Here is a 20,764-nt window from a genome sequence, read left to right as displayed (position 1 = left end):
CGGGGCCTAAACATTGGACTTAACGCCGACGGCGGCCCGTCCAGAAAGGAGGGCCGCCGTCGGTTGGTTAGCGCGCTGGTGGATGTGCCCACGCAGGCAGGGTTCCCTGGCCGAAGCGAAGCGAGGCTAGGGTGCCGGTGGGGATTAGTCGCCCAGGCGCAGGCCGGTCTTGGTGTCGAACAGGTGCACGTGGCCGGACTGCGGACGAACGTAGATGGCCTCGCCCTTCATCGGAGGACGGCGACCGTCGACGCGTGCCACGATGTCGTGGTCCTTGCCGTCGAGCGTGGTGTGGCCATAGACGTAAGCGTCGGCACCGAGCTCTTCAACAACGTCAACCTCGACCTTGAGGCCTTCACCCTGCGGTGCGGTCTCAAGGTCTTCCGGGCGGGAGCCCAGCGTGACGGTGCTGCCGTGGGCTTCTTCGAGGACATCGCGCGGCACGGGGTAAACCGTTCCGCCGAACTGGACGCCGCCGTCGACGACGGGCAGTTCCAGCAGGTTCATCGCGGGGGAGCCGATGAAGCCGGCAACGAAGACGTTCTTGGGCTTGTCGTAAAGGTTGCGCGGGGTGTCAACCTGCATGAGCAGGCCGTCCTTCAGCACAGCCACGCGGTCACCCATGGTCATGGCTTCGACCTGGTCGTGGGTCACGTAGACGGTGGTGACGCCCAGGCGGCGGGTCAGGGACGCGATCTGCGTACGGGTCTGGACACGGAGCTTGGCGTCCAGGTTGGAAAGCGGCTCATCCATGAGGAAGACCTGCGGGTTACGCACAATGGCGCGGCCCATGGCAACACGCTGGCGCTGACCGCCGGAGAGTGCCTTCGGCTTGCGGTCCAGGTACGGCTCGAGGTCAAGAAGCTTTGCTGCTTCGCGGACACGCTCGGCGCGCTCTTCCTTGCTGACGCCGGCAATCTTCAGCGCGAAGCCCATGTTGTCTGCAACCGTCATGTGCGGGTACAGCGCGTAGTTCTGGAAAACCATGGCGATGTCGCGGTCCTTCGGCGGAACGTCGGTGACATCGCGGTCGCCAATGAGGATACGGCCGGCGTTGACGTCCTCAAGGCCTGCGAGCATGCGCAGGGAGGTGGACTTACCGCAACCGGAGGGTCCAACGAGGACCAGGAATTCGCCATCGGCGATGTCGATGTTGAGCTTATCGACGGCGGGCTTTTCTGTGCCCGGGTACAGACGCGTAGCGTTATCAAAAGTAACTGTAGCCACAGTTATCAATCCCTTCACCGGCAGGTACGTGCCGGACGATCCGTTGTGAATGGTTCATGTTTGTTCAGTTGTTCACGGTTTTCAGCCGCGTACTCCCCGGCCGAGGCCGAGGAGTATCGAGTGACGCCGCACGGTTCTTGTGCGCCACATCACAAGCAAGAGTATGTCAGATCAAACCCGAATTGGACTAAATGTTACGGACGTCACACGTGAGGTTCGCTACTGGCCGCGTCCACTGAAGTTCTCGGGTTCCTCTTCAGCCACCGCCAGGCTGCGCTCCTGCAACAGGGTTTCCAGCAGTTCCGCGACGTGCACGGGGGCTTCCACCCTGAACTGTGCCTGCGTGAAGTCCAGCCCGACTTTCACGCCAACGTCGCCTGATTCCAGCCGGGCCAGGGCGTCCTCGTCCGTGGTGTCATCTCCCGCGAACAGGACGGCAGTAGCCCCGGTGATCTGACGCAGGAAGGTCACGCCCTCACCCTTGGAGGCATTAACGACGGAGGTTTCCAGCACCTGCTTCCCGGTCTTGAGGAACACGCCGTGGCGGTCCTGCAGTACGGCACGCGCGGCCGACACTGCGTCCTCCGCAACATCCGGGGTGGCCAGCCGGGTGTGGAGGACAACGCCGGCAGGTTTGTCCTCAAGGAGGGTGCCGGGTGCCTGTTCCACGATCTCCTCCAGGATGCCACGCACTTCCGCGAGCAGCGCGCGCTGGTCCTCGTCCAGGGTCAGCTCCGTGGAACCGGGGCCAAGCCAGGCTTCGGCGCCGTGGCTGCCGATCAGGAGGGTGTCCACCGGGGGAGAAGCAACCGCGCGCAGGCTGGCGAGGGCGCGCCCGGAGATGAGTGCCGTCGTCGTACGCGGCAGGGCGGCGAGCCCGGCAAACGCCGCGGCGGAGCGCGGAAGCGGGCGGGCGTCGCCGGCGTGGTCCACAATCGGCGAGATGGTGCCGTCAAAGTCCATGGCCACCAGCAAGTGTTCGGTCTGCGCGATGCGCCGGAGGGCGTCGCGAAGTTCCGGGGAGAGCGTCAGTGGGCCCTTGGCGGGGCGGGCATCACGAGTCATCTCGGACCACCTTTTCGTTGAGCGCCTGGAGGAAGTCCGCGGACCAGTGGTCCACATCGTGTTCCAGGATCTGCTTGCGCATGGACCGCATCCGGCGGGCGGAGTCCTTGGGTGACATGTTAACGGCCCGCATGATGGTGTCCTTCAGGCCGTCGATGTCGTGCGGATTCATCAGGAGCGCCTGCTTCAGCTGGTCCGCCGCGCCGGCGAACTCGCTGAGGACCAGGGCGCCGTCGTTCTGCGTGCGGGCAGTCACGTATTCCTTGGCCACGAGGTTCATGCCGTCCCGCAGGGCAGTGACCAGCATGACGTCGGCGGCAAGGTAGAGCGCCACCATTTCCTCCACCGGGTAGCTGTGGTGCAGGTAGCGCACGGCTGTGTTCTGGATGGTGTCGTAGGTTCCGTTGATGTGGCCCACGGTGCCCTCGATCTCCTCGCGCAGGAGCCGGTACTGCTCCACCCGCTCCCGGCTGGGGCTGGCCACCTGGATAAGGGTGGCGTCTCCGACGGTCAGCTTTCCTTCGTTCAGGAGCTCTTCGAAGGCCTTGAGCCGGTGGCGGATGCCCTTGGTGTAGTCCAGCCGGTCCACGCCCAGGAGGATGGTTTTGGGGTTGCCCAGGTCCTGGCGAATCTGGCGGGCGCGCTCGATGATCTCCGGTTTGTTGGCCAGTTCGGTGATCTGCGCAACGTCGATGGAGATGGGGAAGGCCTGGGCCCGGGCGATGTGCGTGATTTCGCCGTCGTGGCCCTTCACGTGCACCTGCTGCTGCTTGACGCTGGCGCCCAGGAACCGCCGCGCGGAGCGCATGAAGTTGCCGGCATCACTGGGGCGCTGGAATCCGACCAGGTCCGCACCCATGAGGCCGTCGATGATGGCCTGCCGCCACGGCAGCTGGGCGAAGATCTCCGGGGGCGGGAACGGGATGTGGTTGAAGAACCCGATCCGAAGGTCGGGCCGCGCTTCGCGCAGCATCCGGGGAACCAGCTGCAGCTGGTAGTCCTGGATCCACACGGTGGCGCCGTGGTCGGCATGGCGTACGACGGCGTCCGCGAACCTTCTGTTGACCCTGCGGTAGGCGTCCCACCAGGTCCGGTGGAACTCCGGGGGTGCGATCACGTCGTGGTACAGGGGCCACAGGGTGGCATTGGAGAAGCCTTCGTAATACAGCTCGACGTCGTCGGTGCTGAGCTGGACCGGGACGAGATCCATCCCGCCGTGGCTGAACGGTTTGACCGTTTCATCCGGGGCGCCATGCCAACCCACCCACGCGCCGTCGGTCTTTGTCATCATCGGGGCCAGGGCAGTTACCAGACCGCCGGGCGAGCGCCTCCATCCGGAGCCGTCGTCGCCGCTCTCGCCGGCATTGCAACGGTCTACTGGCAGCCTGTTGGACACCACCATGAAATCGTATTTTGTGCTCTCGCCATGGACGTCTCCGGCGGGGCCGGAGTCAGTCGCGGCGATAGGTTTTTCCTGGACAGGTGTTTGCATTGCGGCCCCCTGGGGTTGCTTGTGCCTCTAAACCCACCCTAACGGGGCGGAATCTTCCGTGCTATTCGTCCGTTGGTCAAGGGGAGGAATAGTTGAAAGCGCAAGCTCTCAGGTTTCTCCCCTAAAATGATGGAGTTGCCACTGAGTGGTCCCCCCACGTCGATCGACCCAAGGAACACATGAGCCCCGCAAATGAAGTACGTAAGTCCAAGGCTGAGCGAACCGCGGAGGCGCGCGAGAAGGCGCGCCTGATCCGTGAGGCGCAGCTTAAGAAGGACAAGCGAAACAAGCTGCTGATCGGCTGGGGCATTGTGGTGGCAGTGGTTGCCATCCTGGCGGTAGTGGCACTGGTGGTAACCACCACCATGCGGCAAAACGCCCCGATCGCCGACCAAGGACCGACGCCGGCAAATGGCAACGTGCACGGCGGCATCACGTTGCTGGCCAACACCGAAGTGGCCAAGCTGGATGCGTCCACTGTGGATGCTGCATCTGTAGGGAGCCCTCCGGAAACGGCTCCGGCGGAAGTGATCGCCCCCGGTGCCGAGGCTGAGGCCGGCAAGCCGGTGAAGGTTGTCCTCTATGTCGACTTCATCTGCCCCGTCTGCAAGAACTTCGAAGCCCAGTACAACGAGCAGCTGACTGCCCTGCGCAACGAAGGCAAGATTACGGTGGAATACCGCGCGCTCGGCTTCCTGGACAACCGGTCCACCACGAACTACTCCTCGCGGGCAGCCAACGCCGCTGCGTGCGTAGTCAACCAGTCTCCCGAGAAGTACGCGGAGTTTGTGGACGCCCTGTTCGCTAACCAGCCTGCCGAAGGCGGCGCTGGACTCTCCGATGACAAGCTCAAGTCCATGGCCTCTGATATGGGTGTCAACATCGACAGTTGCGTCAATGACAAGACCTACCGGCCGTACGTTAAGTTCACCACCAAGGAAGCTGCGGCCATCGGCGTTACCGGTACGCCCACGGTATTCGTAGACGGCAAGCAGTGGGGCAAGGGAGAAAGCGCCCAGACCCAGTTCCCCGACTTCCTGCAGGCTGCCATCGACGCGAAGGCATAACCCACCCAAGGCTGTATGACCGAGGCCCGGTCCCGGGATGCTTCCGGGGCCGGGCTTTTCCATTGACCCTTGTCCGGTTCCAGCGTTTTTACCAGCGGGCGGACTTGGGCTAACCTTATCTAGCGCCGTTCAGGCGCAGCCCGCGAGGGCAGGCCTCCTTAGCTCAGTTGGCCAGAGCACCGCTCTTGTAAAGCGGGGGTCGTCGGTTCGAATCCGACAGGAGGCTCCAGTAACGCCTCCGTTCCGGCGATTTCGTCCCGAACAGAGGGGTTTTTATGTCGCGAAATTGGGCACCACACATTGGAGAGGGACTGGCGAGTCCCGACCAGGAACGAGTACGAGCCCCGTCCTTCCGGACGGGGCTCGTACTTTATTCACTCGGCTGGCACGCGAGCGCCCGACTTCCGCTAATTTAGCGGTGCGGGCGGTCGTTCGTCGTTGAGCACGGCGAGCACGTTCTCTGCTGCGAGCATCGCCATGGCGGTGCGCGTCTCGACAGTGGCGGAGCCGAGGTGCGGCACGAGCACCACGTTCTCGAGCTCCAGCAATCCGGGGTGCACGCTGGGCTCCTTCTCAAAAACGTCGAGCCCCGCGCCCGCAATCTGCCCCTCGCGAAGCGCCGATGCGAGCGCCGCTTCGTCAACGATCGGTCCGCGCGCGGTGTTGACGAGGTACGCCGAGGCCTTCATCGCGGCGAGTTGTTCCGCGCCGATCAGATGGTGCGTGGCAGGCCCGTAGGGGCAGTGCAGCGAGACGACGTCGGAGATGGCCAGCAGCTCGTCGAGCTCGACCCTCCGGGCGTCCAGTTCGGTTGCGACCGTGGGGTCGATTTCACTGCGTGACTGGTAGACGATGTCCATGCCGAAGGCCCTTGCCCGGCGTGCGGTCGCCTGGCCGATGCCGCCCATGCCGACGATGCCAAGGGTCTTGCCCTGCAGGCTGCTGCCGAGCAGGAAGAACATGCCCCACTTCCACTCCTGGCCGGAGCGGATGAGCCGTTCCCCCTCGCCGAGACGGCGGGTCGCAGAGAGGATGAGGCCGAGCGCGATGTCGGCGGTGGCCTCCGTGAGCACGCCGGGTGTGTTGGTGGCGACGATGCCCCGTTCGGTGCAGGCCGGCACGTCGATGTTGTCATAGCCGACGGCGACGTTCGCGACCACTTTGAGCTGCGGGCCGGCGGCGTCGAGCAGTTCGGCGTCGATGCGTTCGGTGAGCAGGCTTACCACGGCGTCGGCCCCGGCTACCCGGCGCAGCAGCTCCTCGCGGCCAATCGACTCCGGACCCGGCCAGGCATCGACTTCATGCTCGGCGCGGAGCTTCTCGAGTGCGGTTTCGGGTACCCGTCCCGTGACGACGACCCGGCTCATGCCGTCTCGATCCACTTGCGCAGGCGGCCGAGGCCATCGCGGATATCAGCGACGTCGATGCCCGAGTAGGCGAGCCGGATGTACTGCCGGTCCTCGCCTGGTTGGCGGCGCCCGAAGTGCTCGCGGGTGCAGAATGAGACGCCGGTTTCCTGCAGGGCTGCCGAGGCGAAATCGCCGACTGCCGTGTAACCCATGCATTCCATAGCATCAGTGACGTCGGGGAAAAGGTAGAACGTCGACTGCGGCACGGCGACGTGAACGCCGGAGATGTCGTTCACGAGTTCGCATGCGGCATCCCGGCGCTCGCGCAGGATGTCGAGCATCTGCTGAACGGGTTCCTGGGTGCCACGGAGCGCTTCGATGCCTGCCCATTGCACGTAGTGCGTGGTGCACGACTCATCGTTGGTATTGAGTGTGCTGAGAATCCTGGCGATCTCGATCGGGGCGACGGCGCACCCCAGGCGGGACCCGGTCATGGCGAACTTCTTGCTGAACGTGTAGAGGATCACGGTGCGCTCCGCCATGCCGGGAAGCGATGCGATCGAGCTTGAGACACCCTCATAGCGCGTCTCGAAGTACGCCTCATCGGAGAGCACCCAGAGGTCGTGCTCCTGCGCGAGCTGTGCGATTGCCTCACGCTCAGCCGCCGTCGACTCGGCGGAGATTGGGTTCTGAAGGTCGTTGTAGATGATTGCGACAGTATTCGGGGTGATAGATGCCCGCACCTGGTCGAGGTCGATCGCGAAGCCCTGGCTCGTGGGCAAGTAGCGGTACGGTACGGCCGTGCCACCAAGGTACTCGATCTGGGACTCGTAGATCGGGAAGCCCGGGTTGGGATAGAGCACTTCCTGGCCGGGGTTCATCACAGCCTGCAGGAACTTGGTGATGACGGGCTTGCCGCCGGTCATCACGACGACGTTGTCGGGGGAGAATGTGATGCCTCGCCGGGCTCCGAGATCGTCGGCGAGGGCCTCGCGCAGCTGCGGGATGCCGGGGCCGGGACAATAGCCCGTGTAGCCGTCGGCAATGGCCCGATTCATCGCTTCGACGATGTGCGGGGCTGTCGGAATGTTGATATCGCCGAGATGGAAGGGGTACACGAGGTTCCCCTTCGCCTTCCAGGTTGCCGCGGCTTGGGCGACGCTGAAGGCGGTTTCGGTGCCCAGGCGTTCGAGCCGGTGCGCAAGTTGCTGCATACTGTTCCACTCCTCATCGAGTTGACGATCGATCCTCTGCGGATTCAAGTCATGACTAATATATCAGACCACGAGATGTGATATCCGGGATATATCCAAAGAACAGTCGAACAGCCCAAGGACGCCCCCGGGCTGAAACGGTTACTCCGAATCGATCAGCTCCAGAAGCTTCTTTGCGGCGTCCTTGATGTCGTCATGCCCGTATTGGGCGGCCCGGCTCTCCAGCGAGATCACGGCGCAGCGGTGCACCTTCTTGAAATCGCCGAACGGAAAGCTCAAGCTGCCTTTGGTTTCGTCCGACTTTTCGTCGTCGCGTCCCAGGTGCCATTGGGCGAAGTCGTCAAAGCCATGCTTGTCGATAAAGGCGTTTTCGTCGTCGGCCGACGGCGCGTGCTCACTCCAGTCATCGCGGACATCGCGTTCCACCTTCCCGTCCCTGACGAGTTCACGGGCATGCGTCAGGGCTTTGCGGTTGAGTTTGACTGCCATGGTGGTGCCTCCTGGGTTCGCAAGGGAGAATGCTTGCATTTTTCAGCGTAGGACTGACTAGCGCGGGCCGCCACAACCCAGGCCGCTACACAAAGGCGTCAGGGCTTAACAGACGCGAGACGGCTACGAAATGAGCCCACAACATTCAGCCCGTACGTTCGGTTCATGACTCCTCCGTTGCTTGCTTCCGCCAGTTCATGGCTCGCCGATGTGTTCCTCTGCGATTCGGTTGACCAAGCGGCAGATGCGATGGCTGACGCCACTCGCTGGGGCTGGCTCCCGGCACTTAGCGGCATCGCTGTTGCAAGCGACCACGCCAGGGCCGCGCACGCTGCTGAGGCTTCGAAATCCAACAAACGGTAGCAATATGTCTGGTTCGGCACACTATTCTCCAAGTCGCGGCATAATGACCTAAACTGCTTCACTGAGGTGCCTGAAATGGCGCTGCGCAGCAACGAAAGTGAACCCGCTATGGCTACCGATTACGACGCTCCACGTAAGCAAGAAGAAGAGTCTCCCGCCGAGTCGCTGGAAGCCCTCCAGGCCTCCCGTTCAGGTGCCGCCCAGACCGCGGTTATCGACGTCGACGAGAACGACACCGCCGAAGGCATCGACCTTCCGGGAGCCGATCTCTCCAACGAAGAGCTGACCGTCATTGTTGTTCCCGAACAGTCTGATGAATTCACCTGCTCGTCCTGCTTCCTGGTCCGCCACCGATCCCAGGTCGCCCGCGAAAAGAACGGTATGAAGTACTGCCGGGACTGCGAAGGCTAGCTGCCCCACGCCCATGTGAAAGGCGCCGTCCACGCTTGTGGACGGCGCCTTTCTGCCCTCCGGCTCGGAACCTCGCAAAGCCGCGTGCCGGCGTCGTTATGATGCATAACGCTAGTGTCCAGAAACGGTGTTAATAGGGTTTCTTTTGCCCCCGCAGAGCCCCCATGATTACGCCCGCGTGACCGGAATCCGGCGCTTTTAACGGTTCCGTGCCGAAGCGGATACAACCCTTCTTAAGGGCTTTTGAGGCTCCTACGCTTGAGCTATCCAATCACTCGAAAGGTGGCCCACAATGAAAAAGATTCATACGTGGCTCGCAGTCATTTTGATGGCTGTCGGATTGGGTTTCCTGGCTCCGGGGCCCGCCTCGGCAACCACGTCCTATTGCGGACTTGTTTGGGGATCGCTGGAAAAGAGCAATCCAGCGATGAGTGCCGCATCAGTAACCAACGTGCGGACGGGGCAGCATTACTGCTTCGACCGGATGGTGGTTGATCTCAACGGCCCTGTGGCCGGCTACAACGTCCGCTACGTAGACTACGTGGCACAGGACGGCTCCGGACACCTGGTTCCCCTGCGGGGGCAGGCGTTCCTCAGCGTCACCGTGACCGCGCCGTCCTACGACGTCGAAACCGGCACCGCTACGTACAGCCCGGCCAACCAGGCCGAACTGACCAACGTGGCGGGCTACCAGACCTTCCGGCAGGTAGCTTGGGCAGGCAGCTTTGAAGGCTACACAACCATGGGCCTTGGCGTCCGCGCACGGCTCCCATTCCGGGTATTTACCCTGGACGGACCGGGCTCCGGATCACGGCTTGTGGTGGACGTAGCGCACTTCTGGTGACCATCGGTTCAATGGCGAACCGGCGTTGAGATAAGCACAGTAAACCCAAGAACGGCACCCTGTTCCGGAAATCCGGGCCAGGGTGCCGTTCTGTGCGCTCGCGGTCGGGCAACCGCGGAGGCCAGCCAGTGCGTGGCGCCTACTCGGGCACCACCAGTGCGGGGGTGTCGCGTCGGATGGTCTCACCGCGGAAGAACCCGGGGCGAAGGCGGGCCATGATCACCATGAACACTGCACCGAGCGCCAGGATCCCGATACCCAGGACAAACACCAGCCCCACGCCGAAGACCTCTGACCCGCTGCCGAATTCCGGAGCCCAACTGTCCACGGCCGTTTGCAGGAAGACCACAAACAAGCCGACGCCGCCCAGTACCGGGCACAGGAGCCGCAGTACGAAGTTGCGGACGCTGCTGAAAACGCTGTTCCGGAAGTACCAGGCGCAAGCGATCGCGGTGAGGCCGTAGTAGAAGCAGATCATCAGGCCGAGCGCCAGGATGGTGTCGTTCAGGACGTTCTCGCTGATCACATGCATCACCGCGTAGAAGCCGGCAGACAGGACGCCGGCGGCAATGATGGCGGTGCGCGGCGTCGAGAAGCGTTTGCTCAGGCGACTGAGCGGCTTGGGAAGCGCGCCGTAGTGGGCCATGGCGAGCAGGCTGCGTGAAGGTGACATGAACGTGGACTGCAGCGACGCCGCGGAACTGGAGAGCACGGCGAGGGACATCAGGATGGCGAATGGTCCCATGATGGGGGAAGCCAGGGCGATAAAGATATTCTCCTGGTTATCGGGGTTGCTGAGCCCGTTGCCGGTATCGCCGATCCCGGCGAACATCATTGTGGAGATGCTGATCATCAGGTAGATGCCCAGGACGATGACGGCGGTGAGGGTCCCTGCCAGTCCAGCCGTCTTCTTGCCGTTGGTGGTTTCCTCGTTCACGGTCAGGCATACATCCCAGCCCCAGTACACAAAGATGGACAGCGAGATGCCGGCCGCGATTTGGCCGAACGTCTCGATCCTGGTGACGTCAAACCATTCCCAGCTAAACGGGATGGCTGTTTCAGAGGTGGACCAGTTAGCGAAGGCCATGGCCACGAACAACCCCAGGACCAGCAGTTGGAACCCCACCAGGCCGTACTGCACCAGCTTGGTGGTGTGCATGCCGCGGTAGCTGATCCACACCGCCAAGGCCACGAAGACGAAGCAGGTCAGCACGTTCAGCGGCTTGTTGGCGGCGAGGTCCGCCAGCTCGGGTGAGCCCGTCAGCTGTGACAGGAAGAGGTAGAAGAAGTCCACTGCCACGGCGGCCAGGTTGGACAGCACGATGATGTTTGCCGCCAGCAGTCCCCAGCCGCCCATCCAGCCAACCCACGGACCGAAGGCTTTAGTGACCCAGGTGAACGTGGTGCCGCTGTCCGGGGAGTCGGCGTTGAGCTCCCGGTAGGCCAGTGACACCAGGATCATGGGGATAAACCCGATGAGGAAGATCACGGGCAGCTGGAGCCCTGCCTCGTTGATCGTCGGGCCCAGGGCACTGGTCAGCGTGTACGCCGGGGCGATGGTGGAGATGCCCAGGACCACAACGGCCAGCAGGCCCAGCTGGCCGCCCTTGAGGCCCTTGGCCGTAATGCCGTGTGCAGTGCCCGGCGCGTCAGCCCCAACGGGCTGGCCGGCGGGGGTGCTCTTGCGGATAGTTTGCGTCATTGTCCAGCGCTTTCTACGAGGCAGCAGGCTGCTGTTGGGTGATGCAATGAATGCCGCCGCCACGGGCGAAGAGCTCCCGGGCGTCGATGCCGACCACACGCCGGCCGGGGTAGGCCTCGGCCAGGATCTGCAGCGCCTTGTCATCGTTCGGGTCCGCGAACGTACACGCGATGACACCGCCGTTGACCACGACGTGGTTGATATAGCTGTAGTCCACAAAGCCCTCGTCATCCCACAGAGTTTCCGGGGCGGGGACTTCGATGATGTTCCATTCCCGTCCGGCCGCATCCCGGGTGGTGCGGAGGTGCTCGATGATGTCCCGGCTTACCTGGAAGTCCGGATGGCGGGGGTCCCGCTGGGAATGGACCAGGAGCGTGCCGGGGGAGGGGATGGCTGCCACGATGTCCACATGGCCGCGGGTGCCGAATCTCTCCGAGTCCCGAGCCAGTCCGCGGGGGAGCCAGATGGCGTGGGTTGCACCGATGGTCCGGGCGAGCTCCGCCTCGACGTCCGCACGGCTGAGTCCCGGGTTACGGCCCGGATCGAGCTGCACTGTTTCGGTAACCAGCACGGTTCCCTCGCCGTCCACCTGGATGCCACCGCCCTCATTGACCAGGGCGGAGAGAATGTGGCGGGCGCCTGAGCGGCCGGAGATTTCGCCGGCGACTAGTGCGTCCTTGTCCCAACGGGCCCAGTCCTGGGCGCCCCAACCATTAAAGACCCAGTCGACGGCGCCAAGGTGCCCGTCCTGGTCCAGCACAAAGGTGGGGCCGATGTCCCGCATCCACGCATCGTTGAGCGGGGCCGCGAGTACCTCGACGGCAGGGTGGAGATAGCGGGCGGCGATGCCGACGTCGTCGGGGTCCACCACCATGGTGACCGGTTCAAACTCGACGGCGGCATTGGCCACCGCCGCCCACGTCGACCGGGCAGTGTGGGCAGCTTCCTCCGTGTCGCCCAGCGTGTACCCTCCGGTGGGGAAGGCCATCCAGAGCCGCTCCTGGGGAGCGGTCTCGGCGGGCATGCGCCAGTAACTCATGCGCTCACCCCTTCGACTACGGCTGCTTCGCCGCCGAGCGGCAGGTCACGCCGCACGGGGTCTGTGAGGCGGCCGTAGGTGTCGGGGCGGCGGGTGGCCAGGAAGGGGAAAAGGGTGAGCCAGTCGCGCCTCTGGTCCAGGTCGAGGTCTGCCACCAGAACGGCGGAGGCGTCCCGCGGGGCCTGGGCCAGAATCCGGCCATAGGGATCGGAGATGAACGAGGAGCCGTAGAAGTTCAGGGTCCCCTCGCTGCCCCAGCGGTTGGGGGCGATCATAAAGAGCCCGTTGGCGATGCCGTTGCCCACGATGACCTGCTGCCACAGCGGCTGGGTGTCGAAGTCGGGGTGGTCCGGTTCCGAGCCGATCGCGGTGGGGTAGACCACGATTTCGGCGCCGCCGAGGGAGTACAGCCGGGCTACCTCGGGGAACCATTCGTCCCAGCAGGTGGGCATGCCCAGCCGGGCGCCGCCCAGTTCTGCCGGCGCGTGGACCTCGTAGGCATCGGCCGCTGCGGGCCCTTGGCGGAAGAACTTGTCTTCGTAGTAGCCGGCGGTGACCGGGATATGCAGCTTGTGCGTGCGGGCCAGCAGTTCACCTTCCGGGGAAACCAGGATGGCGGTGTTCAGGCCCAGCCCGTCATCGCTGCCGTCCGGGTTGTCTGCCTTCTGGTACAACGAGGCGTGGACGGAGACCCCGTGGCGGCGGGCTGAGTCCGCGGCGAAGCGGAATGTGGGTCCGGTGAGCAGGTCTTCCGCGGTGTCGGAGGGCCGGGGCCGGTCCGCCGGTGGCTGTACGGCTCCGGGCCGGGGAACGTCGTTCTCCGGGCGGGTGTCCGCGGGGTAGCGGGAAAGGGTGAGTTCGGGCAGGAATACTACAGTGGCACCGAGCCTGGCGGCACGGCCGATGCCCTCGTCGAGTTCGGCCTGCAGGACGGCAGTGTCCGCATGCCAGCGGTGCTGCACGACGCCGACCCGGAGGGCAGGGCGTTCGGACGGCGCTGTCCGGGCCAAGGAATCGGGCGAGTCGAGGCAGGAAATTTCAATCATGTGCTTACTTCCAGTGAGACGACCGTCACTAAATGAATGACGTTCATTTAGTATGGACGGCATCCTGCTTTCGCGCAAGGGGTTTATATGAATCCCGTTCTTTTATGTCGCCTCGTTCGGAATAGTAAGCTCACTGAGAAATTTTGCTCCGTAGGCTCAGTGCGGCTGATACGGTCAGGATCACTGGACCAATCGAGGAGGATTCATGAAAGCTTCACCGACCCTGACCAACAACCTCCAGGCCGTTCTCGCGGACCTGATCGAACTGCACATCCAGGGCAAGCAGGCCCACTGGAACATCGTTGGCACCAACTTCCGGGACCTCCACCTGCAGCTGGACGAAATCGTCGATGCCGCGCGCCAGTTCGCCGATGACATGGCCGAAAGGATGCGGGCCCTGCATGCCCTCCCGGACGGCCGCAGCGCCACGGTGGCCAAGAGCACCAGCCTGGCCACTTTCCCGGCGGGCCTCATCAACACCAAGGATGCCATTGAGCGGATCGTCGCCGCCCTTGAGGCCGCCGTTGGGACCATGCGCAAGGTTCACGACGAAGTGGATGAGGAAGACCCCACCACCGCAGACCTGCTGCATGAATTCATCGCCAAGCTGGAACAGTATGCGTGGATGGTGAATGCCGAGACCATGAAGGCCTCCGCCAGCGTCACCGCACCGGACGCAAAATAGCGAATAACGCGCAGTAAAGCGCCCGGCTCCGGAGCCATCTCCGGAGCCGGGCGCTTTCTTGTTGCGAATGACGCTGTGCCCTGCCGGCTTCGTGGAATGCGCTCGCCTAGTGCGCCTTGGGAACGCGGTGAAGCACGACGGCGGCAAGCACCGCAGCTCCTGCCAATAGGACCAGCGCGATCCCCGCGGTGATATGCACCCCGGAATCGAAAGCCGCACGCGCTGAGGCGCGGAGGGCTTCCGCGAGCGGTGCGGGCAATGTGCCCGCGAGCTCCATGGCGCCGGCCAGGGTCTCGCCCGCCTGGTGAGCGCCGGATCCCGATGTGGCCGCTGCGAGACCGGCGGGTACCAGCAGGTTGTGCTGGTACGAAGCAGTCAGGATTGAGCCCAGGACGGCCGTTCCCAGCAGCGATCCCACTTCGTAGCCCGTCTCGGAAATGGCGGCTGCGGCGCCTGACTTCTCGGCGGGAACAGCGCCCAGGATGAGGTCGTTCGAGATGGTCTCGGCCGTTCCCACCCCCAGTGCCAGGATGAGGAGTGCTCCCAGCAGGAGGGCCGGGCCGGCGCTGTGGTTGCCGAAGGCCACGAGCCCGTGGCCGGTTGCGCTCAGGGCCAGCCCACCGGCCACGACAAAGCCCGGACGGACCTTCCGCACCAGGGGTACTGCCACCAGTCCGGCCACCACCGTTGCCACGAGGGCCGGGATCATGGCCACGCCGGAGGCGGACGGCGTCATGCCCTCCAGTAACTGCAGATGCTGGGCGAGGAACAGGATAAAGCCGTTGAAAGAAAACAGCGCCAGGACGTTTGCCGTGATGGCCGTACTGAAAACCCTGTTGCGGAACAGGGACATGTCCAGGAGGGGGCTCGCCAGCCGCAGTTGCCGGCGGACAAAGGCGAATCCCATGGCAAGGCCAAACCCTATGACGAGCAGCGGAAGCGTCCCTATGCCTTCAGTGGCAAGTTCTTTGATGCCATAAACGACCGGCACCATGACCAACAGGGAAAGCAGGATGCTTGGCACGTCAACCCGCCCGGGGTGTGGGTCCTTGGACTCCGGGATGAAGGCGGGACCGAAGGCCAGGAGGGGCAGCATGATGGGTACGGCGACCAAAAGGATGGCGCCCCACCAGAACTGCTCCACCAGCCAGCCACCGAAGATCGGCCCCAGCGCGGCGCCGCCGGAAAAGCCGGCCGCCCAGATGGCCACGGCGAGCCGGCGCCGGTTGGGGTCCGGGAAGATATTGCGGATGAGGGACAGGGTGGACGGCATCAGCATGGCCCCGAAGAATCCCAACGCCGCCCTGCCGGCTATGAGCCACTCGGGGCTCGGGGCGAATGCTGTGGCCGCCGAGACTGCCGCGAAACCGACACTGCCGACCAGCAGCAGCCGCCGGCGTCCAATCCGGTCACCCAGGCTGCCCATGGCAACCAGCAGCCCGGCAAGCACGAGGGGATAGGCGTCCACAATCCACAGCAGCTGGATGCCTGAGGTCTTCAGGCTTCTCGCGATGGCAGGCAGCGCAAACGTCAGCGCCGTGTTGTCCACAGCGACCAGGAGTACCGGAAACATGAGCAGCCCCAGAGCGAGCCAGTCCCGCCACTGCCCGGAAGTGCCGACGGGTATTGATGCGGTGGTGGGTGGCGTGCTGCGGGTGTTCTGGCGGGAGGTTGCGGACGTGGTCATGTTAATAACTGTACCGTCTGGACGGTATAGTTAAGAAATGAGGGACCCTTAGGATGCATGATTGGACCCATGGCCAGAAAACCCGTCGCGCGAGATGCCGTCCTCGACGCCTTTGAAGAACTCCTCATCGACGTCGGGGAGCGTGCTGCCACCCTCGATGCAGTTGCCAAAAAGGCCGGGGTGTCCAAGGGCGGCCTGCTGTATCACTTTCCGAACAAGGAAACGCTGATCACCGCAACCCTTGAGCGCCTGGACCGCCTGGCCGGTGAGGACCTTACGGCCATGGCGGCAGCGCCTGAGGGTGCCGCGGCGTACTTCATCCGGTCCTCACTCTGGTCGGACACCCCCATGGACCGTTCGTTTGTTGCCGCCACCCGCCTGGCCGAGGTAGCCCACGAGGAGGCCCGCCGTCGTTTCGCCGCCATCCAGCAGCAGTGGCTGGAGTTGATCGGGGCGGACGTTGGCAAGGCGATGGCCAAGGCCGTGCTGTACATGGGGGACGGGTTGTACTTCAACGCCATGTGGGAGAGCGGGCCGTCCGGCAATGCAGACGGCAGGCAGGGTGACGTTGCCGAACTCCTCGCAGCGGTAGAGCGGCTGAGGGGCTGAGTGGCGCCAGGCCGGTCCAAGGTGGTGATGCGGTCACCATTTGCCCGAAAGCCTGCGGCATAGGACAATTGGTGATGGCTGTCACCGGCCAAATCTCAATCCCAAATGAATAAGCCTTTGATCTGCGGCGGGAGAGTTCTGCTAGTAGGTACAAGCAGGCGCCGTAGGAGCAAATCCTCCCCAGGAATCTCTCAGGCCCATGTACCGCCGCGGCGAGGCAACTCTGGAAAGTAGCAGGCTGTCCGCCTGAGGTGTCCCGGTTCGTTCCGGAACACCCGGACCGGTCTGCTCACCGACGGTGCAAGTGTTGTTCCGCAGCAGCGGAACCGCACGGAAACTCTCAGGTCCAATACAGAGCGGGGAGGAACCCGAATCGATGTGGCGTACCCTCGCCGCCTGAATTATGGAGTTCCTTGTGACCGTCTATCCGGCCTCCGCCGCCCCAGCTACCGCTACTTCAGCCTCTGCGCCCTTTGTTGACCGGCACATCGGTGCCCGCCGTGAGGCTGACGTCGACGCCATGCTTAAGGCCGTCGGCTACGACACCGTCGATGCGCTGGTAGACACCGCGGTTCCGAAGGACATCCGCCAGGACTCCGCGCTGGAACTCTCAGCAGCGTTGAGCGAGGTTGAGACGCTCGCCGAGCTGCGCAGGATCGCCGCCAAGAACAAGACCGCCGTGCAGATGATCGGCCAGGGCTACTACGACACCGTGACGCCTCCGGTGATCCGCCGCAATATCCTCGAGGGCCCGGCCTGGTACACCGCGTACACGCCCTACCAGCCGGAGATCTCCCAGGGCCGTCTTGAGGCGCTGCTGAACTTCCAGACCATGGTCCAGGACCTCGTGGGCCTTCCCATCGCCAACGCGTCCCTGCTGGATGAAGCCACCGCCGTGGCTGAAGCCGTGCTGATGATGCGCCGGGCCAACAAGAACAAGGACGCCCGCGATGGCAAGACCGTCCTGGACGCCGACTGCCTGCCGCAGACCATCGCCATCGTGAAGGGGCGTGCTGAGGCACTGGGCTTCGAGGTGGAGGTCGCTGACCTTTCCAAGGGCCTGCCCGACGGCGTCATCAACGGTGTGGTGCTGCAGCAGCCAGGTGTTTCCGGCCGTGTCTTCGACCACTCCGCCGTGATCGCCGACGCCAAGTCCCGCGGTGCCCTGGTGACCGTGGCCGCGGACCTGCTGGCACTGACCCTCATCACGCCTCCCGGCGAGCAGGGTGCCGACATCGCCGTCGGCTCTGCCCAGCGCTTCGGTGTCCCGCTGTTCTACGGCGGCCCGCACGCCGCCTACATGGCAGTGCAGAAGGGCCTCGAGCGCTCCATGCCGGGCCGCCTCGTTGGGGTCTCCAAGGACAACGCCGACGTGCCGGCCTACCGCCTGGCGCTGCAGACCCGTGAGCAGCACATCCGCCGCGAGAAGGCCACGTCCAACATCTGCACCGCGCAGGCACTGCTGGCCATCGTGGCCTCCATGTACGCCGTGTACCACGGTCCGGACGGCCTGAAGGCGATCGCGCAGGCCGCCCACCACCACGCGAAGACCCTCGCAGCGTCCCTGAAAGCCGCCGGCCTGGACGTGCTCCACACCAGCTTCTTCGACACTGTCACCGTTTCGGTACCGGGCAAGGCCGCCGCGATCGTCGCCGCCGCCGAAGCCAAGGGCATCAACCTGCGCAGCATCGATGCCAACACTGTTGGCTTCTCCACCGATGAAACCACGACGCCGGCAATCGTCGATGACGTACTGGCCGCCTTTGGTGCCGAGGCTGTTGACGCGGCTGCTGGCATCGACCCTGCGTTCGAGCTGGATGCCGCCGTCGAGCGTTCCTCCGACTACCTCCAGCACCCCGTGTTCAGCACCCACCGTTCCGAGACCCAGCTGCTGCGCTACATCCGCAAGCTTTCGGACCGGGACCTCGCGCTGGACCGCACCATGATCCCGCTGGGCTCCTGCACCATGAAGCTGAACGCCACCGCCGAGATGGAAGCGATCTCCTGGCCGGAATTCGCCTCCATCCACCCGTTCGCGCCCGACTCCCAGACCGAAGGCTGGCGGGAACTGATCGCGGACCTCGAGTCCCAGCTGACCGAGATCACCGGCTACGACCAAGTATCCATCCAGCCCAATGCCGGTTCCCAGGGCGAGCTCGCCGGCCTGCTGGCTATCCGCGGCTACCACCGCTCCCGCGGGGACGAACAGCGCAACATCTGCCTGATCCCAGCTTCGGCGCACGGCACCAACGCGGCCTCGGCCGTCCTGGCCGGCATGAAGGTGGTTGTGGTGGCCACCGCCGCCGACGGCACCATCGACCACACCGACCTCTACGCCAAGATCGAGGCCCACAAGGACGCACTGTCCTGCATCATGATCACCTACCCGTCGACGCACGGTGTCTACGACGCCGACGTCCGCGAAGTCTGCGATGCCATCCACGCCGCAGGCGGCCAGGTGTACATCGACGGTGCCAACCTGAACGCCCTGGTGGGCCTGGCCCAGCCCGGCAAATTCGGCGGCGACGTCTCGCACCTGAACCTCCACAAAACCTTCTGCATCCCGCACGGCGGCGGCGGACCCGGTGTGGGCCCGGTCGCCGCAAAAGCACACCTGGCACCGTTCATGCCGGGCAACGCTGCCACCTGGACCGAAGGCGACGACGTCCCGATCTCAGCCTCCCGCTTCGGCTCCGCAGGTGTCCTGCCGATTTCCTGGGCCTACGTGAAGCTCATGGGCGGTGCTGGCCTGACCGAGGCCACCAAGTCGGCACTGCTCGCGGCCAACTACATCGCGGCCCGCCTGAACGACTTCTTCCCGGTGCTGTACACGGGCGAAGGCGGACTCGTGGCGCATGAGTGCATCCTTGACCTGCGTGAGCTGACCGCCAAGACCGGCGTCACGGCCGAGGACGTGGCCAAGCGCCTGATCGACTACGGGTTCCACGCCCCCACCCTGGCATTCCCCGTGGCCGGGACACTCATGGTGGAGCCCACCGAGTCCGAGGACCTGCACGAGATCGACCGCTTCATCACGGCGATGATCGCCATCCGGGCCGAAATCGACCAGGTGGCCCACGGCGACTTCACCGTCAACGACAGCCCGCTGCGCAACTCCCCGCACACGGCTGCTGCCGTCATCAGCACCGACTGGGACCGTGCCTACCCGCGCGAACAGGCCGTGTTCCCGGTGGCCTCGCTCAAGCAGGACAAGTACTTCCCGCCCGTGGGCCGCATCGACGGAGCCGCCGGCGACCGGAACCTGATCTGCTCCTGCCCGCCGCTTTCCGAGTTTGAAAACTAAGGACTCCACGATGACTGAGAAATACACCGCGCTCTACGAAGAGCACAAGAAACTCGGCGCCTCCTTCACCGACTTCGGTGGCTGGCAGATGCCGCTCAAGTACAGCTCCGAACTGGCCGAGCACCACGCCGTCCGCAAGGCGGCAGGTATCTTCGACCTCTCCCACATGGGCGAAGTCTGGGTCACCGGCCCCGATGCCGCAGCGTTCCTGGACTACGCGCTGGTGGGCAAGATCTCCGCCATGGCCGTGGGTAAGGCCAAGTACTCGCTGATCTGCAACGAGGACGGCGGAATCATCGATGACCTCATCACGTACCGCCGTCCTGCCGCAGAAGACGGCACAGACCGCTTCCTGGTGGTCCCCAACGCCGGCAACGCCAAGACCGTGGCAGCTGCGCTGGCCGAGCGCGCTGCCGGCTTCGACGTTGTGGTGGACGACGTCTCCGACGAGACGTCCCTGATCGCCGTCCAGGGACCTAAAGCGGAGGAACTCCTGCTACGTCTGGTCCCTGCCGCCCAGCACAACCTGGTCACGGAGCTCAAGTACTACGCCGCCGTCGAGGTCCCGTTCCTGGTGGCAGGTGCCGGCCAGGAGTTGCTGCTGGCCCGCACCGGCTACACCGGCGAGGACGGCTTCGAGATCTTCGTGGCCAACGAGGACGCCGCCGCGCTTTGGCAGGCCATCGTCGCCATCGCGGACGAAGGGGAACTCGTGCCTGCAGGCCTCGCCTCCCGCGACTCGCTCCGCCTCGAAGCCGGCATGCCGCTCTACGGCAACGAACTCTCCCTTGAGGGCGACCCGTTCGCCGCCGGCCTGGGACCCGTCGTCGCGCTTTCCAAGGAAGGCGACTTCGTGGGCAAGGCGGCGCTCGCCGCCAAGAAGGAAGCCGGTGCCGGAGCCACCACCGGCCGCAGGTTGGTTGGCCTTAAGGGACTCGGGCGCCGGGCCGGCCGCGGACATTACCCAGTCCTCAAGGACGGCGCCGTGGTTGGCGAAGTCACCTCCGGCCAGCCCTCGCCCAGCCTGGGCTACCCGGTGGCCCTGGCCTACGTCGACGTCGCTTTCATGGAGCCCGGCACTGCCCTGGACATCGACCTCCGAGGCAAGACCGAGCCCTTCGAAGTCGTGGCATTGCCGTTCTACAAGCGCCAAAAGTAATCCCGCGCCACC

18 protein-coding genes, 1 tRNA gene and 1 riboswitch are annotated in these 20,764 nt (G+C 64.4%); of the genes, 9 read left to right on the top strand and 10 right to left on the bottom strand.

The window, feature by feature from the left end; all coding sequences use genetic code 11:
- Positions 1-144: 144 nt before the first annotated feature.
- From V9L17_RS03030 to otsA, 3 genes are all read right to left on the bottom strand, one after another.
- On the bottom strand, positions 145-1,227 hold the full coding sequence (locus V9L17_RS03030; RefSeq protein WP_337346299.1) for an ABC transporter ATP-binding protein: 1,083 nt from the start codon (positions 1,225-1,227) through the stop codon (positions 145-147).
- Between the two features lie 219 nt (positions 1,228-1,446).
- Positions 1,447-2,292, bottom strand: coding sequence for a trehalose-phosphatase (gene otsB, locus V9L17_RS03025; protein ID WP_337346300.1), 846 nt, complete (start codon positions 2,290-2,292; stop codon positions 1,447-1,449).
- Positions 2,282-3,784 (bottom strand): alpha,alpha-trehalose-phosphate synthase (UDP-forming), encoded by a 1,503-nt coding sequence (otsA, locus tag V9L17_RS03020; protein ID WP_337350408.1) that lies wholly within the window; start codon positions 3,782-3,784, stop codon positions 2,282-2,284. Before otsA ends, otsB begins: the two co-directional genes overlap by 11 nt.
- Positions 3,785-3,963: 179 nt before the next feature.
- On the opposite strand from otsA, the gene V9L17_RS03015 reads away from it, so the two are divergent.
- Positions 3,964-4,851, top strand: coding sequence for a DsbA family protein (locus V9L17_RS03015; RefSeq protein ID WP_337350407.1), 888 nt, complete (start codon positions 3,964-3,966; stop codon positions 4,849-4,851).
- A gap of 152 nt (positions 4,852-5,003) precedes the next feature.
- A tRNA-Thr gene (locus V9L17_RS03010) sits at positions 5,004-5,080 on the top strand.
- Between the two features lie 178 nt (positions 5,081-5,258).
- On the opposite strand, the gene V9L17_RS03005 is transcribed toward V9L17_RS03010, so the two are convergent.
- The 3 genes from V9L17_RS03005 to V9L17_RS02995 form a co-directional block, all read right to left on the bottom strand.
- Entirely contained in the window at positions 5,259-6,218 is a 960-nt protein-coding gene (locus V9L17_RS03005; RefSeq protein ID WP_337350406.1) for a 2-hydroxyacid dehydrogenase, read from the bottom strand.
- Positions 6,215-7,414, bottom strand: a complete 1,200-nt coding sequence (locus V9L17_RS03000; RefSeq protein WP_337350405.1) for a pyridoxal phosphate-dependent aminotransferase — start codon at positions 7,412-7,414, stop codon at positions 6,215-6,217. The genes V9L17_RS03005 and V9L17_RS03000 overlap by 4 nt, the downstream gene beginning before the upstream one ends.
- 141 nt (positions 7,415-7,555) lie before the next feature.
- Positions 7,556-7,903 (bottom strand): hypothetical protein, encoded by a 348-nt coding sequence (locus V9L17_RS02995; protein WP_337346305.1) that lies wholly within the window; start codon positions 7,901-7,903, stop codon positions 7,556-7,558.
- Positions 7,904-8,068: 165 nt separating this feature from the next.
- Here V9L17_RS02995 and V9L17_RS02990 point away from each other — a divergent pair, with 165 nt between their 5' ends.
- The 3 genes from V9L17_RS02990 to V9L17_RS02980 all read left to right on the top strand — a co-directional run bounded on the left by V9L17_RS02990 (position 8,069) and on the right by V9L17_RS02980 (position 9,521).
- Positions 8,069-8,266 (top strand): hypothetical protein, encoded by a 198-nt coding sequence (locus tag V9L17_RS02990; RefSeq protein ID WP_337350404.1) that lies wholly within the window; start codon positions 8,069-8,071, stop codon positions 8,264-8,266.
- 108 nt (positions 8,267-8,374) lie between these two features.
- On the top strand, positions 8,375-8,677 hold the full coding sequence (locus tag V9L17_RS02985) for a DUF4193 domain-containing protein (protein ID WP_337346533.1): 303 nt from the start codon (positions 8,375-8,377) through the stop codon (positions 8,675-8,677).
- Positions 8,678-8,969: 292 nt separating this feature from the next.
- Positions 8,970-9,521, top strand: a complete 552-nt coding sequence (locus V9L17_RS02980; RefSeq protein WP_337346307.1) for an AMIN-like domain-containing (lipo)protein — start codon at positions 8,970-8,972, stop codon at positions 9,519-9,521.
- Positions 9,522-9,660: 139 nt separating this feature from the next.
- Here V9L17_RS02980 and V9L17_RS02975 read toward each other — a convergent pair whose 3' ends face one another.
- Genes V9L17_RS02975 through V9L17_RS02965 form a run of 3 tightly spaced genes read right to left on the bottom strand, consistent with a single transcriptional unit; the run spans position 9,661 to position 13,308 of the window.
- Positions 9,661-11,223 carry an APC family permease gene (locus V9L17_RS02975; protein ID WP_337350403.1) on the bottom strand — a complete coding sequence of 521 codons (1,563 nt, stop codon included), beginning with the start codon at positions 11,221-11,223 and terminating at the stop codon, positions 9,661-9,663.
- Positions 11,224-11,236: 13 nt separating this feature from the next.
- A complete protein-coding gene (locus V9L17_RS02970; RefSeq protein WP_337350402.1) occupies positions 11,237-12,262 on the bottom strand; it encodes an agmatine deiminase family protein in 1,026 nt (341 codons plus the stop codon).
- Positions 12,259-13,308, bottom strand: coding sequence for a nitrilase-related carbon-nitrogen hydrolase (locus V9L17_RS02965; RefSeq protein ID WP_337346310.1), 1,050 nt, complete (start codon positions 13,306-13,308; stop codon positions 12,259-12,261). The genes V9L17_RS02970 and V9L17_RS02965 overlap by 4 nt, the downstream gene beginning before the upstream one ends.
- Before the next feature lie 205 nt (positions 13,309-13,513).
- On the opposite strand from V9L17_RS02965, the gene V9L17_RS02960 reads away from it, so the two are divergent.
- Positions 13,514-13,993, top strand: a complete 480-nt coding sequence (locus V9L17_RS02960; RefSeq protein ID WP_337346311.1) for a Dps family protein — start codon at positions 13,514-13,516, stop codon at positions 13,991-13,993.
- A 106-nt stretch (positions 13,994-14,099) separates the two neighbouring features.
- Here the strand turns inward: V9L17_RS02960 and V9L17_RS02955 are convergent, their stop codons facing one another.
- Positions 14,100-15,680 (bottom strand): MFS transporter, encoded by a 1,581-nt coding sequence (locus tag V9L17_RS02955; protein ID WP_337350401.1) that lies wholly within the window; start codon positions 15,678-15,680, stop codon positions 14,100-14,102.
- Positions 15,681-15,749: 69 nt separating this feature from the next.
- Here V9L17_RS02955 and V9L17_RS02950 point away from each other — a divergent pair, with 69 nt between their 5' ends.
- The 3 genes from V9L17_RS02950 to gcvT all read left to right on the top strand — a co-directional run bounded on the left by V9L17_RS02950 (position 15,750) and on the right by gcvT (position 20,752).
- Positions 15,750-16,289, top strand: coding sequence for a TetR/AcrR family transcriptional regulator (locus tag V9L17_RS02950; protein WP_337346313.1), 540 nt, complete (start codon positions 15,750-15,752; stop codon positions 16,287-16,289).
- 118 nt (positions 16,290-16,407) lie between these two features.
- Positions 16,408-16,506: riboswitch (glycine riboswitch) on the top strand.
- A 186-nt stretch (positions 16,507-16,692) separates the two neighbouring features.
- The gene (gcvP, locus tag V9L17_RS02945) at positions 16,693-19,593 is read left to right on the top strand and encodes an aminomethyl-transferring glycine dehydrogenase (protein ID WP_337350400.1); all 2,901 of its coding nucleotides are present in this window, start codon (positions 16,693-16,695) and stop codon (positions 19,591-19,593) included.
- Between the two features lie 10 nt (positions 19,594-19,603).
- Entirely contained in the window at positions 19,604-20,752 is a 1,149-nt protein-coding gene (gene gcvT / locus V9L17_RS02940; protein WP_337350399.1) for a glycine cleavage system aminomethyltransferase GcvT, read from the top strand.
- Positions 20,753-20,764 lie beyond the last annotated feature (12 nt).

Source organism: Pseudarthrobacter sp. CCNWLW207, assembly GCF_037203945.1.
Classification (GTDB): domain Bacteria; phylum Actinomycetota; class Actinomycetes; order Actinomycetales; family Micrococcaceae; genus Arthrobacter.
Note: the sequence above shows the minus strand (reverse complement) of the source record. Positions and strands in the feature narration are given on the sequence as shown.